19 protein-coding genes are annotated in these 20,175 nt (G+C 34.2%); 3 read left to right on the top strand and 16 right to left on the bottom strand.

Features of this window, described 5'->3' with window-relative positions; translation table 11 throughout:
* The coding region (locus FYJ79_RS05455; protein WP_154515228.1) for an IS1634 family transposase at nucleotides 1-976 on the top strand (976 nt) is incomplete at its 5' end.
* Between the two features lie 210 nt (nucleotides 977-1,186).
* Here FYJ79_RS05455 and FYJ79_RS05450 read toward each other — a convergent pair.
* The 15 genes from FYJ79_RS05450 to tnpA form a co-directional block, all read right to left on the bottom strand.
* The gene (locus FYJ79_RS05450; protein WP_154515226.1) at nucleotides 1,187-1,483 is read right to left on the bottom strand and encodes a hypothetical protein; all 297 of its coding nucleotides are present in this window, start codon (nucleotides 1,481-1,483) and stop codon (nucleotides 1,187-1,189) included.
* A gap of 110 nt (nucleotides 1,484-1,593) precedes the next feature.
* Nucleotides 1,594-2,418, bottom strand: coding sequence for a substrate-binding domain-containing protein (locus FYJ79_RS05445; protein ID WP_195837023.1), 825 nt, complete (start codon nucleotides 2,416-2,418; stop codon nucleotides 1,594-1,596).
* The gene (rpe, locus tag FYJ79_RS05440; RefSeq protein WP_154515222.1) at nucleotides 2,408-3,073 is read right to left on the bottom strand and encodes a ribulose-phosphate 3-epimerase; all 666 of its coding nucleotides are present in this window, start codon (nucleotides 3,071-3,073) and stop codon (nucleotides 2,408-2,410) included. The genes FYJ79_RS05445 and rpe overlap by 11 nt, the downstream gene beginning before the upstream one ends.
* A gap of 1 nt (nucleotide 3,074) precedes the next feature.
* Nucleotides 3,075-3,539 (bottom strand): ribose 5-phosphate isomerase B, encoded by a 465-nt coding sequence (gene rpiB / locus FYJ79_RS05435; protein WP_154515221.1) that lies wholly within the window; start codon nucleotides 3,537-3,539, stop codon nucleotides 3,075-3,077.
* On the bottom strand, nucleotides 3,539-6,334 hold the full coding sequence (locus FYJ79_RS05430; RefSeq protein WP_154515219.1) for an alpha-L-rhamnosidase: 2,796 nt from the start codon (nucleotides 6,332-6,334) through the stop codon (nucleotides 3,539-3,541). Before FYJ79_RS05430 ends, rpiB begins: the two co-directional genes overlap by 1 nt.
* Before the next feature lie 54 nt (nucleotides 6,335-6,388).
* Nucleotides 6,389-7,276 (bottom strand): allose kinase, encoded by an 888-nt coding sequence (alsK, locus tag FYJ79_RS05425; RefSeq protein ID WP_154515217.1) that lies wholly within the window; start codon nucleotides 7,274-7,276, stop codon nucleotides 6,389-6,391.
* Nucleotides 7,277-7,288: 12 nt separating this feature from the next.
* On the bottom strand, nucleotides 7,289-8,680 hold the full coding sequence (locus FYJ79_RS05420) for a PTS transporter subunit EIIC (protein WP_154515215.1): 1,392 nt from the start codon (nucleotides 8,678-8,680) through the stop codon (nucleotides 7,289-7,291).
* A gap of 320 nt (nucleotides 8,681-9,000) precedes the next feature.
* On the bottom strand, nucleotides 9,001-9,909 hold the full coding sequence (locus FYJ79_RS05415; protein ID WP_154515213.1) for an alpha/beta hydrolase: 909 nt from the start codon (nucleotides 9,907-9,909) through the stop codon (nucleotides 9,001-9,003).
* Between the two features lie 85 nt (nucleotides 9,910-9,994).
* Complete coding sequence (locus FYJ79_RS05410; RefSeq protein WP_154515211.1) at nucleotides 9,995-11,065, bottom strand: AraC family transcriptional regulator; 1,071 nt, start codon at nucleotides 11,063-11,065, stop codon at nucleotides 9,995-9,997.
* 200 nt (nucleotides 11,066-11,265) lie between these two features.
* Nucleotides 11,266-11,835 carry a rhomboid family intramembrane serine protease gene (locus FYJ79_RS05405; protein ID WP_033163304.1) on the bottom strand — a complete coding sequence of 190 codons (570 nt, stop codon included), beginning with the start codon at nucleotides 11,833-11,835 and terminating at the stop codon, nucleotides 11,266-11,268.
* Entirely contained in the window at nucleotides 11,832-12,620 is a 789-nt protein-coding gene (locus FYJ79_RS05400; protein WP_154515209.1) for an immunoglobulin-like domain-containing protein, read from the bottom strand. The genes FYJ79_RS05405 and FYJ79_RS05400 overlap by 4 nt, the downstream gene beginning before the upstream one ends.
* A 56-nt stretch (nucleotides 12,621-12,676) precedes the next feature.
* Nucleotides 12,677-13,150 carry a 2-C-methyl-D-erythritol 2,4-cyclodiphosphate synthase gene (gene ispF / locus FYJ79_RS05395; protein WP_033163303.1) on the bottom strand — a complete coding sequence of 158 codons (474 nt, stop codon included), beginning with the start codon at nucleotides 13,148-13,150 and terminating at the stop codon, nucleotides 12,677-12,679.
* A gap of 66 nt (nucleotides 13,151-13,216) precedes the next feature.
* Complete coding sequence (locus FYJ79_RS05390) at nucleotides 13,217-14,818, bottom strand: CTP synthase (protein WP_154515207.1); 1,602 nt, start codon at nucleotides 14,816-14,818, stop codon at nucleotides 13,217-13,219.
* 1,096 nt (nucleotides 14,819-15,914) lie between these two features.
* On the bottom strand, nucleotides 15,915-17,054 hold the full coding sequence (locus FYJ79_RS05385; protein ID WP_154515205.1) for an RNA-guided endonuclease TnpB family protein: 1,140 nt from the start codon (nucleotides 17,052-17,054) through the stop codon (nucleotides 15,915-15,917).
* Complete coding sequence (gene tnpA / locus FYJ79_RS05380) at nucleotides 17,035-17,451, bottom strand: IS200/IS605 family transposase (RefSeq protein WP_154515203.1); 417 nt, start codon at nucleotides 17,449-17,451, stop codon at nucleotides 17,035-17,037. The genes FYJ79_RS05385 and tnpA overlap by 20 nt, the downstream gene beginning before the upstream one ends.
* Nucleotides 17,452-17,713: 262 nt before the next feature.
* Between tnpA and FYJ79_RS05375 the strand changes: the two genes are divergently transcribed.
* Together FYJ79_RS05375 and FYJ79_RS05370 are read left to right on the top strand one after the other, a co-directional pair.
* Complete coding sequence (locus FYJ79_RS05375) at nucleotides 17,714-18,409, top strand: response regulator transcription factor (protein WP_033163301.1); 696 nt, start codon at nucleotides 17,714-17,716, stop codon at nucleotides 18,407-18,409.
* A complete protein-coding gene (locus FYJ79_RS05370; RefSeq protein WP_154515201.1) occupies nucleotides 18,406-19,533 on the top strand; it encodes a sensor histidine kinase in 1,128 nt (375 codons plus the stop codon). Before FYJ79_RS05375 ends, FYJ79_RS05370 begins: the two co-directional genes overlap by 4 nt.
* Here FYJ79_RS05370 and FYJ79_RS05365 read toward each other — a convergent pair.
* Nucleotides 19,530-20,117 carry an MBL fold metallo-hydrolase gene (locus tag FYJ79_RS05365; RefSeq protein ID WP_154515199.1) on the bottom strand — a complete coding sequence of 196 codons (588 nt, stop codon included), beginning with the start codon at nucleotides 20,115-20,117 and terminating at the stop codon, nucleotides 19,530-19,532. The genes FYJ79_RS05370 and FYJ79_RS05365 overlap by 4 nt on opposite strands.
* Between the last annotated feature and the right edge of the window lie 58 nt (nucleotides 20,118-20,175).

The raw sequence follows: 20,175 nt of genomic DNA, 5'->3' as shown, positions 1-20,175 counted from the left end.
CGAGCAGCCATCACTCATTCCACTTGAGAAGAAGATAATAAAGGATTTCGGTATCACAAAGTTCGTTGTATGTACTGATGCTGGACTTGCTTCTAATGATAATAGGCAATTCAATACACAGGGTGAACGCTCTTATATCGTTACACAGTCTTTAAAGAAGATTAAGAAGCACATAAAAGACTGGGCACTTAATCCAGAAGGATGGACTAAGGGTGATAGTACTGGATTAGACATATCTTCTGTAATGAAGGCAGTTGATGATGGTGAATCATATGAAGACGGCATCTGGTACAAGGAAAGATGGATCAATGAGAATGGTATTGAACAGAGAATCATTGTTTCGTTCTCTCCAAAGTACAGAGCCTATCAGAGATACATCAGAAACAGGCAGATTGAAAGAGCTAGAAAATCAGCTGAAAGCAATAAGAAGACAACTACTAAAAACCCTAACAGCCCTTCAAGATTCCTTGATGAGGTCAGATATACTGACAATGGCGAGGTTGCAGATAATGTGGAAGTAGTTGTGAATGATGGAAGAATAGCTGAAGAAGAGAAATATGATGGATTCTATGCAGTATGTACTACATTAGAGGATGATATAAAAGATATCATCGAAGTTAATAAGAGAAGATGGGAGATTGAAGAATCATTCAGAATCATGAAATCTGACTTCAAGGCAAGACCCGTATATCTTCAGAAGGATAACAGAATAGAAGCGCACTTCCTCACATGCTTCATTGCACTGATGTTCATCAGAATACTTGAGAGCAGAACAGGCAATAAGCTGACCATTGAGGAGCTTATTGATACATTAAGAGGATATAACTTCTATCATTATGAAGGAAGTGGCTATGTTCCAACGTATACAAGAAATGATGCAACTGATATTCTTCATGAGGCATTTGGGTTCAGAACCGATTATCAGATCAATGGTGAGAAGAATATGAAAAAAATTATAAAGAATACAAAGAGATAGAGATATTACTACATTTTTAAAGCAAAAAGCCCTTCAAAAAACGTTGAATTTATCAGTGTTTTTGAAGGGTTTTTATATGCACAACTGTCAAAGACAGGAATATAATATGTCATCAATACATCTTTGTAAAGTACTTGTTTACACAACAATAATAAAATAAATATAATTCTATTATTTTTTATATGATGGGGAACTTCTCTCAGTTAACCTCTATATAAGGACGAACCTAGCATTATATCTGTCAAGAGCTTTGCCGATAGCCTGATTGGTCATTGGCATGCACTTCCTGATATACTTTGCTATCTTCTCCATGAAGTGTCTTCCTGTATATCCGTGGTTGAACCTATACTCCTGCTCAGCCAGAAGCAGCGGAAGGTCTCTCTTGCATACGCCCTTGTAGATGTTGTCAAAGTTGCTGGCTATAATATTGAGCCACTTCATCTTGTGGTTTCCATCATGGTAGTCAACTCTCGAGTTCTCAAGATTCACGTAATCCTTCATCCACATGAAGCCAATCCTCTTCCATCTGCATTATAGGCCCCTTCACATTAGTTTACTGCCGTAGCACCACCCATAAAAAATCTTTTGGAAATGCCATAAATAAACCTCTTTCTAAATTATCGAGTACTATCTCGAATAACCAAGGAAACTTCAATCATATTTGTAATATTTACTTCTTTTCCATTCATTCTATCCAGTAATACTTCCACAGCTTTTGCAGCAATAGCTTTTGGATTTCTATCAATTGAAGTAATAGAAGGCGAGGAAAGAGTTGAATAAGGAGAATTATCAAATGAAATTAATTTAATATCTTCAGGAGCATAATACCCAAGTTTACCAATGGCGTTCATAGCCGAAAAAGCAGCCCGGTCTGAAGAAGTAATAATCGCATCCACATCCTTATTTTCAGATAAAGCCTTCATAACTAGATCTTGTGTCTCTACTTCTGAAGAATGCAATCCTTTACGATTTAAAACATAGGAATCATCAAAGACAATTCCATTATCCATCAATGCTTTTTTATATCCCATAACACGAGGAGATTCCTGGTATTCAGCTATAAAACCAGGTAGAAGCAAAATATTTTTACAATTTTTACCTAATATATAAGAAGTCGCTTCATACATTGCCTTTTCATCATCATTACCTATCCATGGGATTGATTTTGAACTTGATGGTTTACGATCTACAAATACAATCGGAAAATCATTTGGAATTAAATTCTCATTAAATTCGGATAAACCCGATACATCAATTATTCCATCACAACAAGTAGATAATAGTTTTAGATACTCTTTTTCCCTTTCGGAATTATTATTCGAATCACAAACAAATAATTTATAAGAATTTTTATCCAATATCAATTCAACATAATGAGTTAATGAGGAAAAGAAAGAATTATCAGTTGTAGGAACAATCATTCCAATTACTTTATTTGACATCTTCATTCTCCTTTCTTAAATCATCAATAATTTGTTTATATGTTTTTCCTTTTCTAAATAAAGCAGAGGAACCAAGGATAAAGCCATCGGCTCCTAAAGCACTTAAATCATCAATAACTTCCGGTGAACAATGACCATCAATCATAACCTTAAATCCATACTCTTGTTTCAATTCCACTAATTGTTTTACTTTTTTTCTTGTGAAATCAATAAATGACTGACCAGCAAATCCAGGATTTACTGTCATAACTAAAACATAGTCACAAAGATTTAAAATTTCAGAAATAGAAGAAACAGAAGTATCTGGATTGACGGCAATTCCAGCTTTTGCCCCCATTTCTTTAATATGGGCTAATGTCTTTACAACATATCTCTCTGATTCAGGATGAATATAAACAATATCTGCACCAGCTTTAATAAACCAATCTACTTTTGATGAAGGATTTTCAATCATTAAGTGGCAATCTACTAATTTATCTGTATAACGACGAATGGTTTGAATATCCATAACCCCCATTGTAAAGTTTGGAACAAAAGTTCCATCCATAATGTCACAATGGAAAATATCACATCCAGCATCATCTAATGCACGCACCTCATCGGCTAAATGTCCATAATTTGCACACATCATAGAAGGACATAATAATTTATTCATATTAGTCCTCCAATGCTTTTAAATTTTGAGTTTTTTGGATTTCATCTATCATATCAATACGTTTTTGATGTCTTCCACCTTCATATTCAGCAGCTAACCATTCATCTACGATCATCTTAGCTGTTTCAATTCCAATAACTCTTGCACCAAAAGCAATGATATTTGAATTGTTGTGTTGTTTTGATAATTTAGCGGAATATGGTTCTGAACAAACACAAGCTCTGATTCCTTCAACCTTATTGGCAGCAAGTGAAATACCTACACCTGTTCCACAAATTAATACTCCACAATCTACTTCCTTGTTTGCTACCATTTTAGCTACTTTATATCCTGATATTGGATAATCAAATCTTTCAGTTGAATCTGTTCCAACATTGATAACTTCATGTCCTTTTGATTCTAAATATTTCTTGATTTCTTTTTTCATTTCCACAGCTACGTGGTCATTTCCAATTGCAATTTTCATTATTGAATTTCCTTTCTATTTAATATATCAATCATTTCATCAAATATAGAATATGCATATTTGGGAACCATTGTTTCTGGAATCGTCATCTTTATTTCAATGATTGATAATCTACCTGCAAAATTTTGAACAAATGGATTACGTGCTAATTTAGGCGCTTTTTGTACAAAATAATCCATTGCTTCTTTATGTTTCATTAAATCTCTTAAAGTAGAATCTTCAGAGTATGTTGCACTTTCAAATCTTAATTCTGTTTCATATTCAAAATGATAAGAACCAGATCTAAGTGTCTCCATGTCTCTTTGAGGTAAATACACATCACAAGTTGTATTAGCAGGAATTGTGATATCGCATATCATCATTCCAGCCTTACATTCAATACGACAAGCTAGTTTTCCATAAGGCGTTTCATACGATGCATTTACATACGTGATTCCTTTCACCAATTTTGGAGCTAATTTACATTTTTTATATCCAGCATCTAATTGTTGAATACCAGCTAATTCCTTCATTAACCAATCCCCAATTGTTCCAAATCCAAATTGATTAAATGAATTCATCGCAAATTTATTAATACTGTGATCTGGATTCATTCCATCCCATAATTCCCAGATTGTAGTTGCTCCTAGTTTGATTTCATATAACCAAGAAGGACAATCATCTTTAAATAAAATGTCTCCCATCAATTGATGTTTATTGAAACGACTTAATACATGAGGAAGATATTCAGTACCAACAAATCCAGTTCTTAATTGTTTTTTTGTTTTTACAAGATTTAAAATCAAACTATTTAAAATCTTTTCCCGATCTTTTTCTTTGGCAAGATCAAAGAATAAAACCAAAGCAGCTGCTGTTTGTGTTTGTGAGACAACTCTTCCACTATTCGTAATATATTCATCTTGGAATTGTTGTAAGATACGATCATATAAATCTTGATATTTTTTTGCATCTTCTGTTTTTCCTAATATAGAAGCAGTTTTCTTCAAAATATCAATTGAATACAGATAATATACATTTCCAATTAAGAAAGGATCCGTTCCTCCTACTTTTTCATCCATTGATGGACGTAAATCTCCATTTTGAATTCTAAAAGGACCTTTTGGTGCATCTAGTGCTAACCAGTCACCAAATTGTGAACTATTTTCAATACTCAATAAACCATCACCAGCTAATTGATGTGTATATTCAACGCTTCTTAGAATACTGTCATATTGTTCTTCTAATACACGAATATCACCATATTTTTGATATACAAGCCAAGGAACAATGGCAGCAGCATCATGCCAAATATTTACACAAGTATGTGTTCTTAAAATATCAGGTACAGTAAGTGGCACGCCAAAAATATCGCTTTGTTCTACTTTTAAATCACGAAGCCATTTTCTAAAGAATAAAGCTAAATTCCCATAATTTAGAGCCGTTGGTAAAAAGATTTCTGTATCCCCTGTATACCCTAAACGCTCATCTCTTTGTGGACAATCCATTGGAATATCAATAAAGTTTGAACGCATTGTCCAATCAATGTTTTTCCATAATTGATTTATATTTGCATCTGAACATTCAAATTCTGTATCACGTTTATAATCAGAATGCTGAACACAAGCAACAAAACAATTTGGATCTACATTATCTATACCTTCAATTGCAACATATCGAAAACCGTGTGATGTAAATTCTGGAAGGAAAATATCTTCTTTTCCACTGCAAATATATGTATCTGTTGCTTTTGCAGTACGAAGGTTTGTCGTAAACAAATTACCATTTTCATCTAATAATTCCGCATGTCTTAAAACAACTTTTGTTCCTTTCGGAAGTTTTAATTTTGCTTCTACAACTGCCGACATATTTTGACCAAAGTCTAAAATTGTTTCCCCTTTTGGAGAATGAATGACTTGTTTAACAGGCACACGTTCGGTAATACGAACCGGTTCATTTACTTGTCCAATTAAATTTTGTTTTGGATACTCAAAAAGAGATACCGGTTTTATTTCTTGATTTGAAATAGAATAATCAATAATTTCACCATGATACAATTCGCTATAACGAATTGGCCCAGTAGTAGACATCCAATCTTCATTAGTACAAATTAAATCCTGACTTCCATCTTCGTATTCAATTCGAATTTGAGCAATGGCAGCTGTACGTTTTCCATAATGACAACCTTGTTCATAGAATCCTAAAATACCTTTCCACCATCCATTTGCTACAGTAATCGCAATATCATTGTGTATGGAGAGAATATTAGTTAGATCATACGTTTGATATTGCAATCTTTCTTGATAAGATGTCCATCCTGGGGCAAAACGAATATCACCTACTCTTTTTCCATTTATTTCAAGTTTATACATACCTAAAGCGGAAACATAAGCTCTCGCTTTTTTGATTTTTTTATTTGATTGAAAAGAATATGTAAATACAGCTGCTGGTTCTAAAGAATCATCAAAACCATGTGTAATAAAATCCGCCACAAAATTTTTTGGTTGAAGAAGACCTGTTTCAAACCAACCATGAGCCATTCCTTCTTCCCCATAATTATCAATAGATACAACTTCCACATCATATAAAGTCTCTGGCTTTAATGATTTTCCTTTGTATTTATGATACAGAGTTTGATTGGTTTCAATGAATCCACTATCATAAACTATTTCTTTATTTTGTGAAACAATCACTCTACACTTTTCTTGTACAACATTATTATGATTTGATTTAAGCTTCCAAGAAAATGCTGGACATGTTTCATCTAATCCTATTGGATTGTTTCTATACTCAGTTTGTAAATCATATATTGTAAGCATAAGGCACCTTCTTTGAAGCGAGAGATGGAGGAATATTCATTCCTCCTATTCGCATTAAATTTTTAATTTATTTCGAGCATAAATAGATGCACCTACTACACTCTTATCAATTTCATCGTCTGCATAAATAATTTTTAATTCATTTAAAGGAAGTGGTTTACGAACCTTTTGTCGAATAAATTCATTAAACATTTCAATTGGAAAATCTTTCATCTTAAAGACTCCACCACCTAATAGAACATAGGCAGGATCCAAAATATTTACTTCTGTTGCCACAGCATTTACCATAAGTTCTACAATATTCTTTACCTTTTTATCATTTGCATGTTTTGTAAACATATCACCAATAGATGTTTCCGGATAATCTTCTTTTTGAATTTTTGCCAATGCTTTCCCACCGGCTTCTGCTTCTAGACAACCAACATTTCCACATCCACATACTTCAGTAGATCCAAATACTGGAATATGTCCAATTTCACCAGCACATCCGTGTTGTCCAGTTAAAGGAACGCCATTGATACAAATGGCATTTCCAATCCCAGTTCCATAATAGATTCCACAAATAATTCCTTCATTGGGTAATTCATATTTATGCATGTCATAGCTTAATGCAAAGGTAACATCTCTTTCCGCTACAACAGGTACATTTAATTTCTTTTCCAATACTTCACACACAGGAAGATTTTCCATAAAAGCGATATTAGGAGCCTGTACAACGCGTGTACGATCAACATTCATTGTGGCAGGAAACCCAATGGCTATGGCTCCATATTTTTCTTCTTTGGTAAATTCAATAATTTTATTTGATAAATCCAATAAAGGATCATCTGAATTAAAAACAGTTTTAACGGGTACTTTTTCAAGTTTTAAAACATTTTGACTATCATCAACTAAGCCAATTCGAAAATTTGTTCCTCCAATATCAATACCAACTACATTCATGTTTGAACCTTCTTATGCCTTTTTCTTATCGTCAAATCCTAAGATTAATCCTAATAATAAAGCAATTCCAAATCCAATCACACAACTGATTACACCATAGATGAAGTTATTGCCACTTCCACCTGTGAATCCTAATGCATTCATGAAGTTTCCTGGAGCCATAGTACAGTATTGAACTTTTAAAATACCAGATACAAAAGCACCAATTCCACCAGCAATCATTTGATAAATAAATGCTTTTTTATTTCTGAATAATAGACCAAAGATTGTAGGTTCCGATACGCCACCAGCAATGATTGCAATTGTATTAGCCCCAGCTAATTGTTTTTCTTCTCCTTTTGAACGAATGAAATAAGATAAGACAAGTCCCATTAATGCATAGTTTGCAACAGTAGATCCAACGAATACGATTGGATCATATCCAACAGAGAAGATACTAGCCATAGCCATTTGAATAATTGCGATATGCATTCCAGTTGAAATCATCAACATCCATAATGCACCAACTAATCCAACACCAATTGGTCCAGCTACTTGATAAATTGTGTTAATAATTGCTGTGATTCCAATACCAAGCCAGTTTCCAATAGGAGCTAAAATACATAATGTGATTGGGAACATAATAACTAATGTACAGAATGGAACAGCCATAACTTTTAATGATTTAGGAATCACTTTATCAACATATTTGTAAACATAGCTTAATACCCAAACAGCAAGTAATGGTGGAAATACACCGGATGAATAATCATTTAATGGCATATTTAATAAACCAAATACCTTAAATGGTTTGCCTGCAGTTACAATTTTTATGATGTTAGGATCCACTAAAATAGTTCCTAATACTAAAGCAAGAGGGATTGAAGTATTTAATTTTTTTGCAGCTCCCCAAGCAACATATACAGGTAAGAAGTAGAAACCAACTTTACCAAAGATATATAATGATTGCATAAATGCAGAATTTTTAGGTAAAACATTTAAGAATCCTGTTCCTAAAATTGAATAGAATACTTGGAAGAATCCAGCTCCTAACATGATTGGAAGAACAGGTGCAATAGATCCAGATACATAGTTAAGAATAGTTCTAGGAAGTTCTTTAATATTAAACTTTCCACCATCTGTATCTAAGTTTTCATCGACTGCCTTTTCTTCACTTAAGCCAGCGACTTCACAGAATTGAGGATATACACTCGCAACATTTGTTCCAATGATGACTTGGAATTGATCACCACTGAACTGAGCACCCATAACACCTTTTACATTTTTTAAAGCATCAATATTAGCTTTTGACTTATCTCTTAATGTAAGTCTAAGTCTTGTCATACAATGGAATGCTCCACTTACGTTTTCCTTTCCTCCAACATTTTCTAAAATTTGATTACATAAATCTTTATAGTTTTCCATACAATCTCCTTTCTCTTTTCTACTATTGTCTTTTTACACTGATATTATAATTTTTTTAATTATTCTTTGTAGTGATGAATCGTACTCATGAATTGACATTTTTTATGGTATTGTCATTTTTTAAGATAGCTCAAATATAAACAGTTGACATTTTTTAAGAAATACAAAGAGGCTGTAACTTCTAATAAAAATGGAAACATGATAATCATGCTTCCAATCCCAAAAATTCATATTAACTAAAAAAGGAGGCTAGGCCTCCTTGAAATACTCTATTTTGGGCTAAATGTTACAGCCTCTCTAAAATTGTTTAAAAGACAGATTTATTTGTTAGAAGAGTTATTTATAATGAAACTTTTAAAGAACTCACATTCATCATCATTACAGCGATTGGCTGCATTGGATCTAATATTTAAATGAAATACATGTCCTAATTTTTCGCTTGGATCTTTATAGTATTTCACAACAAATGGAACATTCTTTTCTAGTAGTTTACTAGCCACTGGTAACATTTGACTCTTTAAAAAATCATTTTCTGCACTCATTAAAAAAGTCGGAGGATACTTTTCATTTATATGATTGAGTACATTGACTAAATATAGTTCTTCTTTGGTTCCTTCATTTTCAAGACAATCCTTCATTAACTCTGTAGAAAACTTATCTTTAGGATGACTTGATACCTTAATAATATTCGTACCACAATTTAATGCGATGGCTTTCAATTTAAAATTTGAATTTATGTCAAAATCAAATTGATTCGCATATTCTTCATTACATGAAATAGCACAAGCTAGAGATAAAATATTAGCACCAGCAGAATCTCCAACTGCAAAAATATGATTTGCATCAAAACCATACTCTTCTTTATGATTCCATATCCAATTAAATACCATGCATGTATCTTCTAAAGAAGCAGGAAATTTATTTTCAGGAGCTAATCTATATGTAAAATTCACTACAGCGAATCCTCTTTGAGCAAGATTCATACAATAAAATTGATATTTTTCTTTATCTCCATATACCCAACCACCACCATGAACACTAATTATCGTTGGAAGAGTTTTATTGGCATCTTCTTTTAATTTATATACATCGAGTACCTGAATGTTTTTATCATTTCCATATACAATATCATCATATCGAATTATATTGTCTGGTGTTTGTAAACCAGCATCTCGTTCTTCATCTGTCTTTTTAAAATTCTTACGAATATGATCACTTATTTTTGACATAATGTTCTCCTTTTTTTATATATCAATCATAATCAAATATAAGAAAAATAAATAGGACAGAATCGAAGATATCAATTTACATTTTTTATGATGAATGCGACTGATTAATCTTTCTATATGCAGATGGAGTCATATTATACATTTTCTTAAAAGCACGAATCAATGATTCTGGATTTTCATATCCAACCGCTTCTCCAATTTCCGCTATGGAACGATTCGTATTAGTAAGAAGTGCAGTTGCATGATTCATTCTAACTTTTCTAACAAAAGCAACAAATCCCATACCTGTTTTTTCACGAATCATATTCGAACAATATGGAACTGAATAATGAAATTTATCAGCCACATTTTCTAGCGTAGCAGTTCGATAATTATTATTGATATAACTTAAGATACGTAAACAAGGGTCATTCATTTCTTCTTGATTTACATTTCCAACTAATTCAATTTGATCTGAATAACCTCTTAATAATTTTGAAAACAAAATGGATGTGATATTATCTAAAATTCTCCAACTATACATATCATCAATTTTTGTTTCACGATATAAATTCAAGTATAGATCACGAATTTCTTCATCATCCCCTGTATGAAACATCAAACCTTGCATTGGATTTTGACTATATAAGCAACCAATGAAAAAATCAGAAAGCTTATTTTCATTTCTTAATACATTGAAAAAGTAATCATCAAATGTATCTCTACGAATATGTATATTTAAAACAATACTGTCATCAAACACACCAATTGTCTGTTTAACATATGGAGGTAAAAAGAAAACATCCCCTTGCTTCATAGGTACATTTTTATCAGCTACAGTATGTTCACAATGTCCTTTTAATACATATAACACAGTAAAAAAAGTATGAGAGTGATGAAAAATAGGTGTATATCGTAAATGACGGACAACATTAACATTAGAATGTTTTGCAATGGATAAGTTTGGATAAAAATCTCGTTCCGTTAAAATTTCTGGATAAGAAGCAAATGGATATTCAAAAATTAATAAATGTTTTTCTCTGGCATACGCTTCGATTTCATTTAAGAATTCTTTTCTTTTCACATTATCATTTCGTAATTCCCAATATTTTTTATAAACAATTTCTTTTTCAGTGTATTGTTCTAACTCTTTAATGATACTTTCCATTTTATTCATATATACCACTTCACCCTTTCCTTCACAATAATCATATTAAATATAATACATAATTAAAATGACATTTTCTAATATTTGAATTTACATTTTTTAATCAACCATCTAGAAATAGTCTTATTTTTACAAGAAGCACTTTTATAATTCAAACTAGATACAAGCTTTGCTTGTACTACAAAAAAGGAAATATCAACTGATATTTCCTAGATATAGTGTATGAGATAGAGGAAGAAAATAAAGAGATATCCTCCTAACATACCACCTAAGTGTCCACTTTTAGAGATATGGGGAATAAAGAATGTTGCCCCCAAGTTAATGATAATGGCATAGATATTGCTTGTAAGCATTGTTGTGAAATAGCCTCCTGCAAAGAGCCCCAAGGCAATCATCGCACCTAAATAGCCAAAGAAGACACCGGATGCCCCAAGTGTCAAGGCATGTCTTGCACTTTCAAAGTAGAAGCTTGAAGCATAAACAATAAATCCTGTAGATAACATACAAACTATTAGTAATGCAAGATATACAGGCTCTGTCATAATCATTTCAAAATAATGTCCTAAAGAATAAATACAGTAGACATTCATGAATAGATGCAAGAAGTCAACATGAATAAAATTACAAGTAAATATACGCCAATATTCATGATCATTACTGACCTTCTCTGGATACATTGCACCTAATCGCATTGCTGTCGCATAATAATCATCATCCGCAATAAAGTGAATATAAATCCAGATACCAATACATATTAAGATATAGATATTTGTGATCATTCAACAATTACCTTTCGTGTTTTGATTGTTTCATTTTCTGATGAATCCACAACTCTGTATCGTAGCGTATAGACAGCTGGATGGCTTGTATCCACACTTCCAATAACTTCTATCTTCTTTGTGATATCGCCATCAACGGCATCATAAGCACTAACGCCCGATAATGGATCAAAGCTTGAATTCACTGCTATTTTAATATTGTTGATGCCTTTAATAACCGGTGGTTCTGTATTACGTACAACAACAATCTTTACTCTTAATGGAGCTGATTCGTTACCATTGTTGTCTATGACAACAACACGCTCGATATATGTGCCATATTTCTTATAGCGCTTATATTTGGTGAGGTCTTTTGAATCATCAGCTGACTGGAAATAGACATTGGTGAGGGAAGCATCTTCAATATGACCGATGGTATCTTTGGCATAAAGCTGTTCACCTTTTGTCACTCTAAAGACAACCTGTTTGAGGGTGACTTTAGGTTTGGTATTATCTACGATTTTAATTGTGAAATGGAGTTCTTCATCAAGATAGGATGCTGTTGCTTTATAGGTACCGACTTTGTTTTCTACATTTTTTAAATTCAAGACGACACTTTGTGAAACACGTTTTGAAGCATTCACATAGTAATCAACTTCAGTAGGAATCTGGGTGCCATATTCAAAGATAAAGACATCTTTTTTTAATGAAAAGATTGTCATTGTAGCAGCTATATAAGTTAAAAAAGCAACTGTGACCATGAAGAATAAGAGTACGATAATAATGATACGATTCTTGATCTTCATGCTTCCACCTCCATGAATTTATTATAGTCAAGATAGGCGTAAATGCAATTTACATATTATGCATTTTCCAAAAGTACAACAGCTTGACTTACAATGCCTTCTCCTCTTCCTACAAACCCCATCTTTTCTCCACGTGTTGCTTTAATGTTAATGTTGTTAACATCAGTATGAAGAGTTTGGGCAATATTCTCTCTCATAGCTGTAATATGAGGTGCCATTTTAGGTTGTTCAGTCATGATGATGGCATCAACATTGCCTATCTTATAATGATGGTTAACCATCATTTCATATGTCTTTTCTAAAAGAATCATTGATGAAATACCTTTATATTGGGGATCTGTATCAGGGAAGTGTTTGCCAATATCTCCTTCACCCATAGCTCCAATAATAGCTTCAATAATGGCATGAAGTAATACATCTGCATCACTATGTCCTTTTAAGCCTTTTTCATAAGGGATATGTACGCCTCCTAATATTAAGGGACGTCCTTCTACTAATTGATGAATATCTATTGATTGTCCTATACGCATATCAATGTCCTCGCTTTCAACAAAATTATACTTCAAAAAAAGGAATGTTTGTACATTCCTTTGATTTTAATGATATTTCTTGTCATGTGCGGCTTTGATTAAGCCTTTAAATAATGGATGTGGTTCATTAGGTCTTGATTTGAATTCAGGATGGAATTGACATGCAATGAAATATGGATGGTTTGGTAATTCAATAATTTCTACTAAATTACGCTTAGGATTACGGCCTGAGAAGACAAGCCCCTTGGAAGCAAGTTCTCCTTTATAGACATTGTTGAATTCATATCTATGACGATGTCTTTCATGAATAATATCCTGGCCATAAAGTTCATGTGCTAAGCTACCTGGTGCTAGTTCACAAGTATAGTTACCTAAACGCTGTGTACCGCCCATTTCTTCCATTGTCTGATCCTGCATTAAGCTGATTAATGGTGTCATGCAGTTCTTATCGAATTCAAGCGAATTGACATCATCTAGCTTACATACATTTCTTGCGAATTCAATAGAAGCTAATTGCATGCCTAAACAAATACCTAAGAATGGTAAATTGTTTTCTCGTGCATAGCTAATAGCGACAATCATGCCTTCGATACCACGATTCCCAAATCCACCTGGGACAATGATACCATCAGCCCCTGCAAGCATTTCTCCAACATTTTCTTTATTGATTTCTTCTGAGTTAACCCACTCAATATTGACTTCTGAATTATTGACATAACCAGCATGTCTTAATGCTTCATTAACTGAAATATAAGCATCTGGTAACTGTACATATTTACCTACAAGCTTAATTGTTACAGTGTCTTTTAAATTCTTGACAGTATTGATCATTTCAGCCCATTCATTCATATCAGCCTTTGGTGCATCAATACGTAAATGATTGAGGACTAAATCATCCATATGTTGTTCTACAAGAAGCATTGGAAGATCATATAAAACATCAACATTATAGTTAGAAATAACAGCTTCTGTAGGAACATTACAGAATAAAGAAATCTTTTCTTTTAAGTCCTGTGTAATTTCATGACCACTTCTTGCGACAATCATATCAGGCTGAATACCATAACCTAATAATTCTTTAACAGAATGCTGTGTTGGTTTTGTCTTAACTTCCTTAGAGCCATCAATATATGGCAATAAAGTTGTATGGATATAGAATGTATTTTCATATCCTAAATCTAAACGCACCTGACGGATAGCTTCAATAAATGGTAATGATTCCATATCACCTACTGTACCACCAATTTCTGTAATGACAATATCGGCATTACTACTTTGAGCAGCGGCATAAATCTTGCTTTTGATTTCATTTGTGATATGAGGAACAACCTGTACTGTTGCTCCTAAGTAGTCCCCTCTTCTTTCCTTAGTGATAACATCACTATAAATACGTCCTGTTGTCACTGAAGAGTTTCTATTTAATTCCGTATCAATAAAACGTTCATAGTGTCCTAAGTCCAAGTCTGTTTCCGCGCCATCAGCAGTGACGAAAACTTCACCATGCTGGTATGGAGACATTGTACCTGGGTCTACATTAATATAAGGATCGAGTTTCTGCATGAAAACTTTAAGTCCACGGTTCTTAAGAATACGTCCTAATGAGGCAGCTGTTAGGCCCTTACCCAAACCTGAAACAACACCACCTGTTACAAAGATAAATTTTGCCATATATTACTCCCTTCTTCTGGGTAAAAAAGAAAAAACAACTCACACATTTGGAGTTGCCCTTCACGATTATAACAAATGTCTTTTACAATGACAATTCTTTTTTATATTTCTTGAAAATCCCTATTTGATAAAGAAAAATGAAATTTTCAGTGAGAAAAAAGACATTTTCTGACGAATACATATATAGAGGGTCTTTCCTTCGCCTCCAATTTGCGGCGGGAAAGGAGGGCACTACATGATTCTGCTTTTATGGTTATTGAAAAGTGTCTTGGAAACGGTCATTAAGTTGGTCGTGGAAAAGATATTTGAGATTTGTGTAAAGCAAGTCGTTATGGCTATAAAACACGCCCGAGACAAGCGCTCGTAAAAAGCTAGATGGGACAAGAGCTGCTACTCTTGTCCCATCGTTTTGCACTACATGCTTGCAATACAAATATAAGTCATTTATAGCTAATAGTCAATATATCTAGCCTTTTCCATAAAAGAAAAAATGAAATTTTCAGTAAGAAATAAGGCATTTTCTGACGAATACATATATAGAGAGTCTTGCCTTCGCCTCCGATTTGTGGCAGGAAAGGAGGGCACTACATGCTTCTGCTTTTATGGTTGTTGAAAAGGCATTTGAGATTTGCGTAAAGCAGGTCGCTATGGCTATAAAACATGCCCGAGACAAGCGCTCGTAAAAAGCTAGATGGGACAAGAGGCGCAACTCTTATCCCATCGTTTTGCACTATATGCTTGCAACACAAATATAAGTCTTTTATAGCTAATAATCAATATATCCAGCCTTTCCCTCATTCTCATTTTGTCCTCAACAACATTTTATATAATCCTTAATCATCATGATGCAACAGTTTGACCATTGGCAAATGCTTTGAGAATAAATAGGGAAAGTTGAAGAGGGATGTTTTGCAGTCTATACACACATTTTATTATCCATAAACAACATATAGTGAACTACTCCGACTTATAGAAGTCGGAGCTTCCTGCTTCAGCCACTACTGCGCTGGCTGCGATGTTACGCAGCTCAGCGTCTTACACAATGTCCACAGGCGTATGAGTTCGGGCTATTCCATCCCTACTGCAATATTTAGCTCTAGGCCGCCCCGGCAAGCAGTCGCAAGCCTTCATTCAGGATATTGATAGCTGCGTTCTGGTCACGGCTTATCGTGAGCCCGCAGTCACATGTCATCTTGCGGATAGATAAATCCTTCATCTCGGGATGCAATGCACCGCAGCAATGACATATCTGTGATGATGGATACCACTTATCCACCTTGACAAGATACTTGTTCCTATCGGATAGCTTATACTCAAGCATGTCAAGAAACATGCCGTATCCGTTATCCAGAGTCGCTTTGCCGTTGCCGAACCCGCGATTCGCCATGGACTTCATGTCTAGAGATTCCACACATACAACATCATACCGATTGGCTATCTCAGCAGATATTTTATGCAGGTTATCCAGACGCTGATTTGCTATGTGTCTATGAATTTTATTTACTTTACGAAGCTGCTTGATATAGTTATTGGATTTATCTTCATGCTTTTTAGAGCCTTGCATACGGGACAGTCTGCGCTGTGCCTTGGCAAGCTTGTCATAGCTTTCACGATAATACTTGTGATTAGTACCCACATTACCGTTGCTGTCTACGTACAAGCCGTCAGAGGCATAGTCCAGTCCAATGGCATTGGCTTTATCCGCTATATAAGTATTTCCCGCTTTATCAAATTCAAAAAGCACAGAAACATAATACTTGCCATCTGATTCCTGAGATACAGTAGCAGACTTGATAATCCAGCTGCTGTCAGGGATACGATGGATGACAGCTTTTACCTTGCCGATCTTAGGAAGCCTGATGTACTTACTGTCTGTAATCGCAACTGTCCCTTTCTGATTGTTTGTCGTGTAGGACCTGCGGCTGTGCTTTGCAGACTTGAACTTAGGAAATCCGTTTTTCTTCTTGCGAGACTTGCTAAAAGCATTACGGAAAGCAGCCTGCAGGTTGAGCTGTACATTTGCAAGGGCAAGACTGTCTACCTCCCTGAGATAAGGATATTCATCCTTATACCGGGCAGGCGTTACAGCAGGAAACTTGCCAGTTGCCTTATAGCCTTCAATCTTATCAGAAAGCATGAGATTATAGACCTTGCGGCAGCAGCCAAAGGTCTTAGAGAACATGGTGCCTTGTTCAGCTGTAGGATATACCCTGTACTTAATTGCCTTGTTTGCCATCCTTCCCTCCCTGTGACTCTATATACTGCTTAATAATATCTGCTGTGGCCCCGCCTGTGGTCAGCAGGCAGAAGCTCTGTGACCAGAACATCTCTTTCCATAAGGATTTGCGTATCTCAGGAAATTCCTTCTTTATGATACGGCTGCTCGCTGATTTGTAGGCATTGATGAACTTGCTGATTTCGGTATTCGGCTGGCCTCTGAACAGAATGTGAACATGGTCTGTATCGTGATTCCATTCCTCCAGCGTAATGTTATATGCAGGGGCAATTTTTACAAACATCTCTTTCAGACGGTCAGAGATAGTATCATCTATCACCTTGTTACGATATTTTACACACATGATAAGATGATAACGCAGCATAAATACCGAATGATTATTTGTGTCTAATTGCATTGTATTTATTGCCTTTCTAATAATTACGACTGATTGTATTTATATTATAATACTGCAGGATACGAAAGTCAACAAAACGCCGTGTTTATCTCAATTCATCCCGCCACCTATAGAGGTGGGGGATTTCTTGCTCACGGCGTGTTAAATTCACCTTATTGATATTTAACACTTCATATTCATTAGACAATTCCTATGTCTAGAGAAATGATTGCTTGATTAATTTATTAATTACAATTATCATTGACATAAGGAGGATTGAATGATGGATACACCTCATATTTTAGTTGTTGATGATGAAAAAGAGATATGTGATCTGATTGAAATTTATTTATCTCAGGAAGGTTATATTGTTCATAAGCGTTATGATGCTACTAATATCTTAAATGATATTAGAGATTATGATATTGAGTTAGTTATATTAGATGTGATGATGCCTGAAATTGATGGTATGCAGGCTTTGGAGCTTATTCGCAGCAAGTATAATATTCCTGTTATTTTCCTTTCTGCCAAGACATCTGAAGATGACAAGGTTGAAGGGTTAATGAAGGGTGCTGATGATTATATTGGTAAGCCATTTAATGCGAAGGAGCTTGTTGCAAGAGTGAAGAGTCAATTAAGACGTTTTACCGTTCTCAATAAGCCTATTGAAGAGAATAATGGTGTCATTAATGCGAATGATTTAATTATTGATACGAATAAGAAACAAGTCACTATTAACGGTCAGTTAGTGAGACTTACTCGTATTGAATATAACATCCTTGTCTTACTTGCCAGCAATCCTGAAAAGGTTTACTCAACTGAAGATATCTTTGAGACAATCTGGCATGAAAAGCCTACAAATGCGAATAATACCATTATGGTTCATATAAGAAAATTACGTGAGAAAGTAGAAAGGCAACCAAGAACACCACGTCATATTAAGACAGTTTGGGGTATTGGTTATAAATTTACAATATGATTGCAAAATTAAGAAGCCTTTTCATTTCATCATTCCGTTGGCGTATTCTTATTAATGTTACTCTGAGTTATATTATCGCTACTGCCGTAGCTTCGATTGTGAACTTAGGTATTACATTGGTGAAATTTATTCATATTAGTGATAATGCCAGTCTTGTACTGAATTATGTTATTACATATGGGTTATTTATTTCCATATTCTTTAAACTTATGAATATTACATTACGCTATATTAATTCTCTTAATAAGACGATTCAGGATGTGACATTGGGTGATTATGATGCACGTTGTGAGATTGAATATGATGATGAATTAGGGATGTTAGCAGCAAATATTAATGCTTTAAGTAACACCTTGCATGAAAAGGAAAAGGAAGCAAAAATCCTACGTGAAAATGAACAAATAGCCTATGAAGCAGAACGTAATGCAGAAAAGCAAAAGAATGACTTAATTACGAATGTAGCTCATGACTTACGTACTCCATTAACTTCCGTTATTGGTTATCTTGATTTGATTGGTACGAGTGAAAATCTTTCTCATGATGATATTATTAATTATGCACATATTGCTTATAATAAGTCATTACGCTTGAAGTCAATGATGGATGATTTATTTGAATTTACTAAGCTTGATAATGCTAAGATTAAGATGAATTTAAATATTATTAATTTATCTGAACTTATTCTTCAATTAACTGATGAATATACGTTGTTGTTTCAAGAACATGATATTGAACCTATTCTTTCTATTAAAGATCATAATCTCTTCGTTATTGGGGATGGACAGTTATTAGCACGTGTGTTTGATAATCTCTTTTCTAATGCTTTAAAATATGGTTATGATCATTCCCAGTTAAAAGTAGTCGTTATTGGTGATGAGAAGACAGTAACGATTAAGATTATGAATGAGGGAGATACGATTTCTAGCGAAGATTTGCCTTATATCTTCGATAAATTCTATCGTGCCGACTCAGCGAGAAGTACGAATGCTGGTGGAACAGGATTAGGCTTAGCAATCGCTAAAAATATTGTTGAAATGCATAAAGGCCAGATCTTCATGACAAGTCATGATCATATCACTACCTTTATTGTCCAATTACCACGCCATATAAAAAAAGACGCCTAAGCGCCTAATGTAATTTCTTGCCCTGGTTGAAGAACCAAGGCTTTTTTTGTTTTGAATGCTTTGACTTTTTCTTTGTCAAAGAGATGTCCTGGAGCCATATGTACAGGAATCGCATACTTTGTATCAAGTAGATCTGCAACTTTGCTTGCTTCTGCCATATCCATATTATAAATTCCATCAGTTGGCAGGATGGCATAATCTAGATTCTTAAAATATTGCATACCTTCAAAATAGGAAGTATCTCCCGCTCCATAGATTCTTATTCCATCAATATCCATAATAAATCCAACACAATCATCTGGATTATGATGTGCATTCATGGCAGGTACGCCTTCAATAATGATATTTTTGTAGTTATATATTGAATAATTCTTTTTATGGAGGTCGGCATGTCTAATAATAACGCCACCTTCTTTTAGTCTCACAAGTTCTGTATGATTATGATCACTATGTTCATGTGTAACAATCACTAAATCCGCAGGGACATCATAGCCTTCTCCTGCATATGGATCCACATAAACTACAATACCATTATCGGAAGTGATACGATAACTGCCATGGCCTTGATATAATAATTTTGCCATAGTTTCACCTTCCTTTTTCTTTTTATTTTAACGCTAATGAAAAAGAAATGCAAAAATT

The organism is Sharpea porci, assembly GCF_009695655.1.
GTDB classification, from domain to species: domain Bacteria; phylum Bacillota_I; class Bacilli_A; order Erysipelotrichales; family Coprobacillaceae; genus Sharpea; species Sharpea porci.
Note: the sequence above shows the minus strand (reverse complement) of the source record. Positions and strands in the feature narration are given on the sequence as shown.

Coding starts and splice junctions, on each gene's coding strand:
- FYJ79_RS05450 (WP_154515226.1), bottom strand. CDS start 1,483: ATGTGGATGAAGGATTACGTGAATCTTGAGAACTCGAGAGTTGACTAC.
- FYJ79_RS05445 (WP_195837023.1), bottom strand. CDS start 2,418: ATGTCAAATAAAGTAATTGGAATGATTGTTCCTACAACTGATAATTCT.
- rpe (WP_154515222.1), bottom strand. CDS start 3,073: ATGAATAAATTATTATGTCCTTCTATGATGTGTGCAAATTATGGACAT.
- rpiB (WP_154515221.1), bottom strand. CDS start 3,539: ATGAAAATTGCAATTGGAAATGACCACGTAGCTGTGGAAATGAAAAAA.
- FYJ79_RS05430 (WP_154515219.1), bottom strand. CDS start 6,334: ATGCTTACAATATATGATTTACAAACTGAGTATAGAAACAATCCAATA.
- alsK (WP_154515217.1), bottom strand. CDS start 7,276: ATGAATGTAGTTGGTATTGATATTGGAGGAACAAATTTTCGAATTGGC.
- FYJ79_RS05420 (WP_154515215.1), bottom strand. CDS start 8,680: ATGGAAAACTATAAAGATTTATGTAATCAAATTTTAGAAAATGTTGGA.
- FYJ79_RS05415 (WP_154515213.1), bottom strand. CDS start 9,909: ATGTCAAAAATAAGTGATCATATTCGTAAGAATTTTAAAAAGACAGAT.
- FYJ79_RS05410 (WP_154515211.1), bottom strand. CDS start 11,065: ATGAATAAAATGGAAAGTATCATTAAAGAGTTAGAACAATACACTGAA.
- FYJ79_RS05405 (WP_033163304.1), bottom strand. CDS start 11,835: ATGATCACAAATATCTATATCTTAATATGTATTGGTATCTGGATTTAT.
- FYJ79_RS05400 (WP_154515209.1), bottom strand. CDS start 12,620: ATGAAGATCAAGAATCGTATCATTATTATCGTACTCTTATTCTTCATG.
- ispF (WP_033163303.1), bottom strand. CDS start 13,150: ATGCGTATAGGACAATCAATAGATATTCATCAATTAGTAGAAGGACGT.
- FYJ79_RS05390 (WP_154515207.1), bottom strand. CDS start 14,818: ATGGCAAAATTTATCTTTGTAACAGGTGGTGTTGTTTCAGGTTTGGGT.
- FYJ79_RS05385 (WP_154515205.1), bottom strand. CDS start 17,054: ATGGCAAACAAGGCAATTAAGTACAGGGTATATCCTACAGCTGAACAA.
- tnpA (WP_154515203.1), bottom strand. CDS start 17,451: ATGCAATTAGACACAAATAATCATTCGGTATTTATGCTGCGTTATCAT.
- FYJ79_RS05375 (WP_033163301.1), top strand. CDS start 17,714: ATGGATACACCTCATATTTTAGTTGTTGATGATGAAAAAGAGATATGT.
- FYJ79_RS05370 (WP_154515201.1), top strand. CDS start 18,406: ATGATTGCAAAATTAAGAAGCCTTTTCATTTCATCATTCCGTTGGCGT.
- FYJ79_RS05365 (WP_154515199.1), bottom strand. CDS start 20,117: ATGGCAAAATTATTATATCAAGGCCATGGCAGTTATCGTATCACTTCC.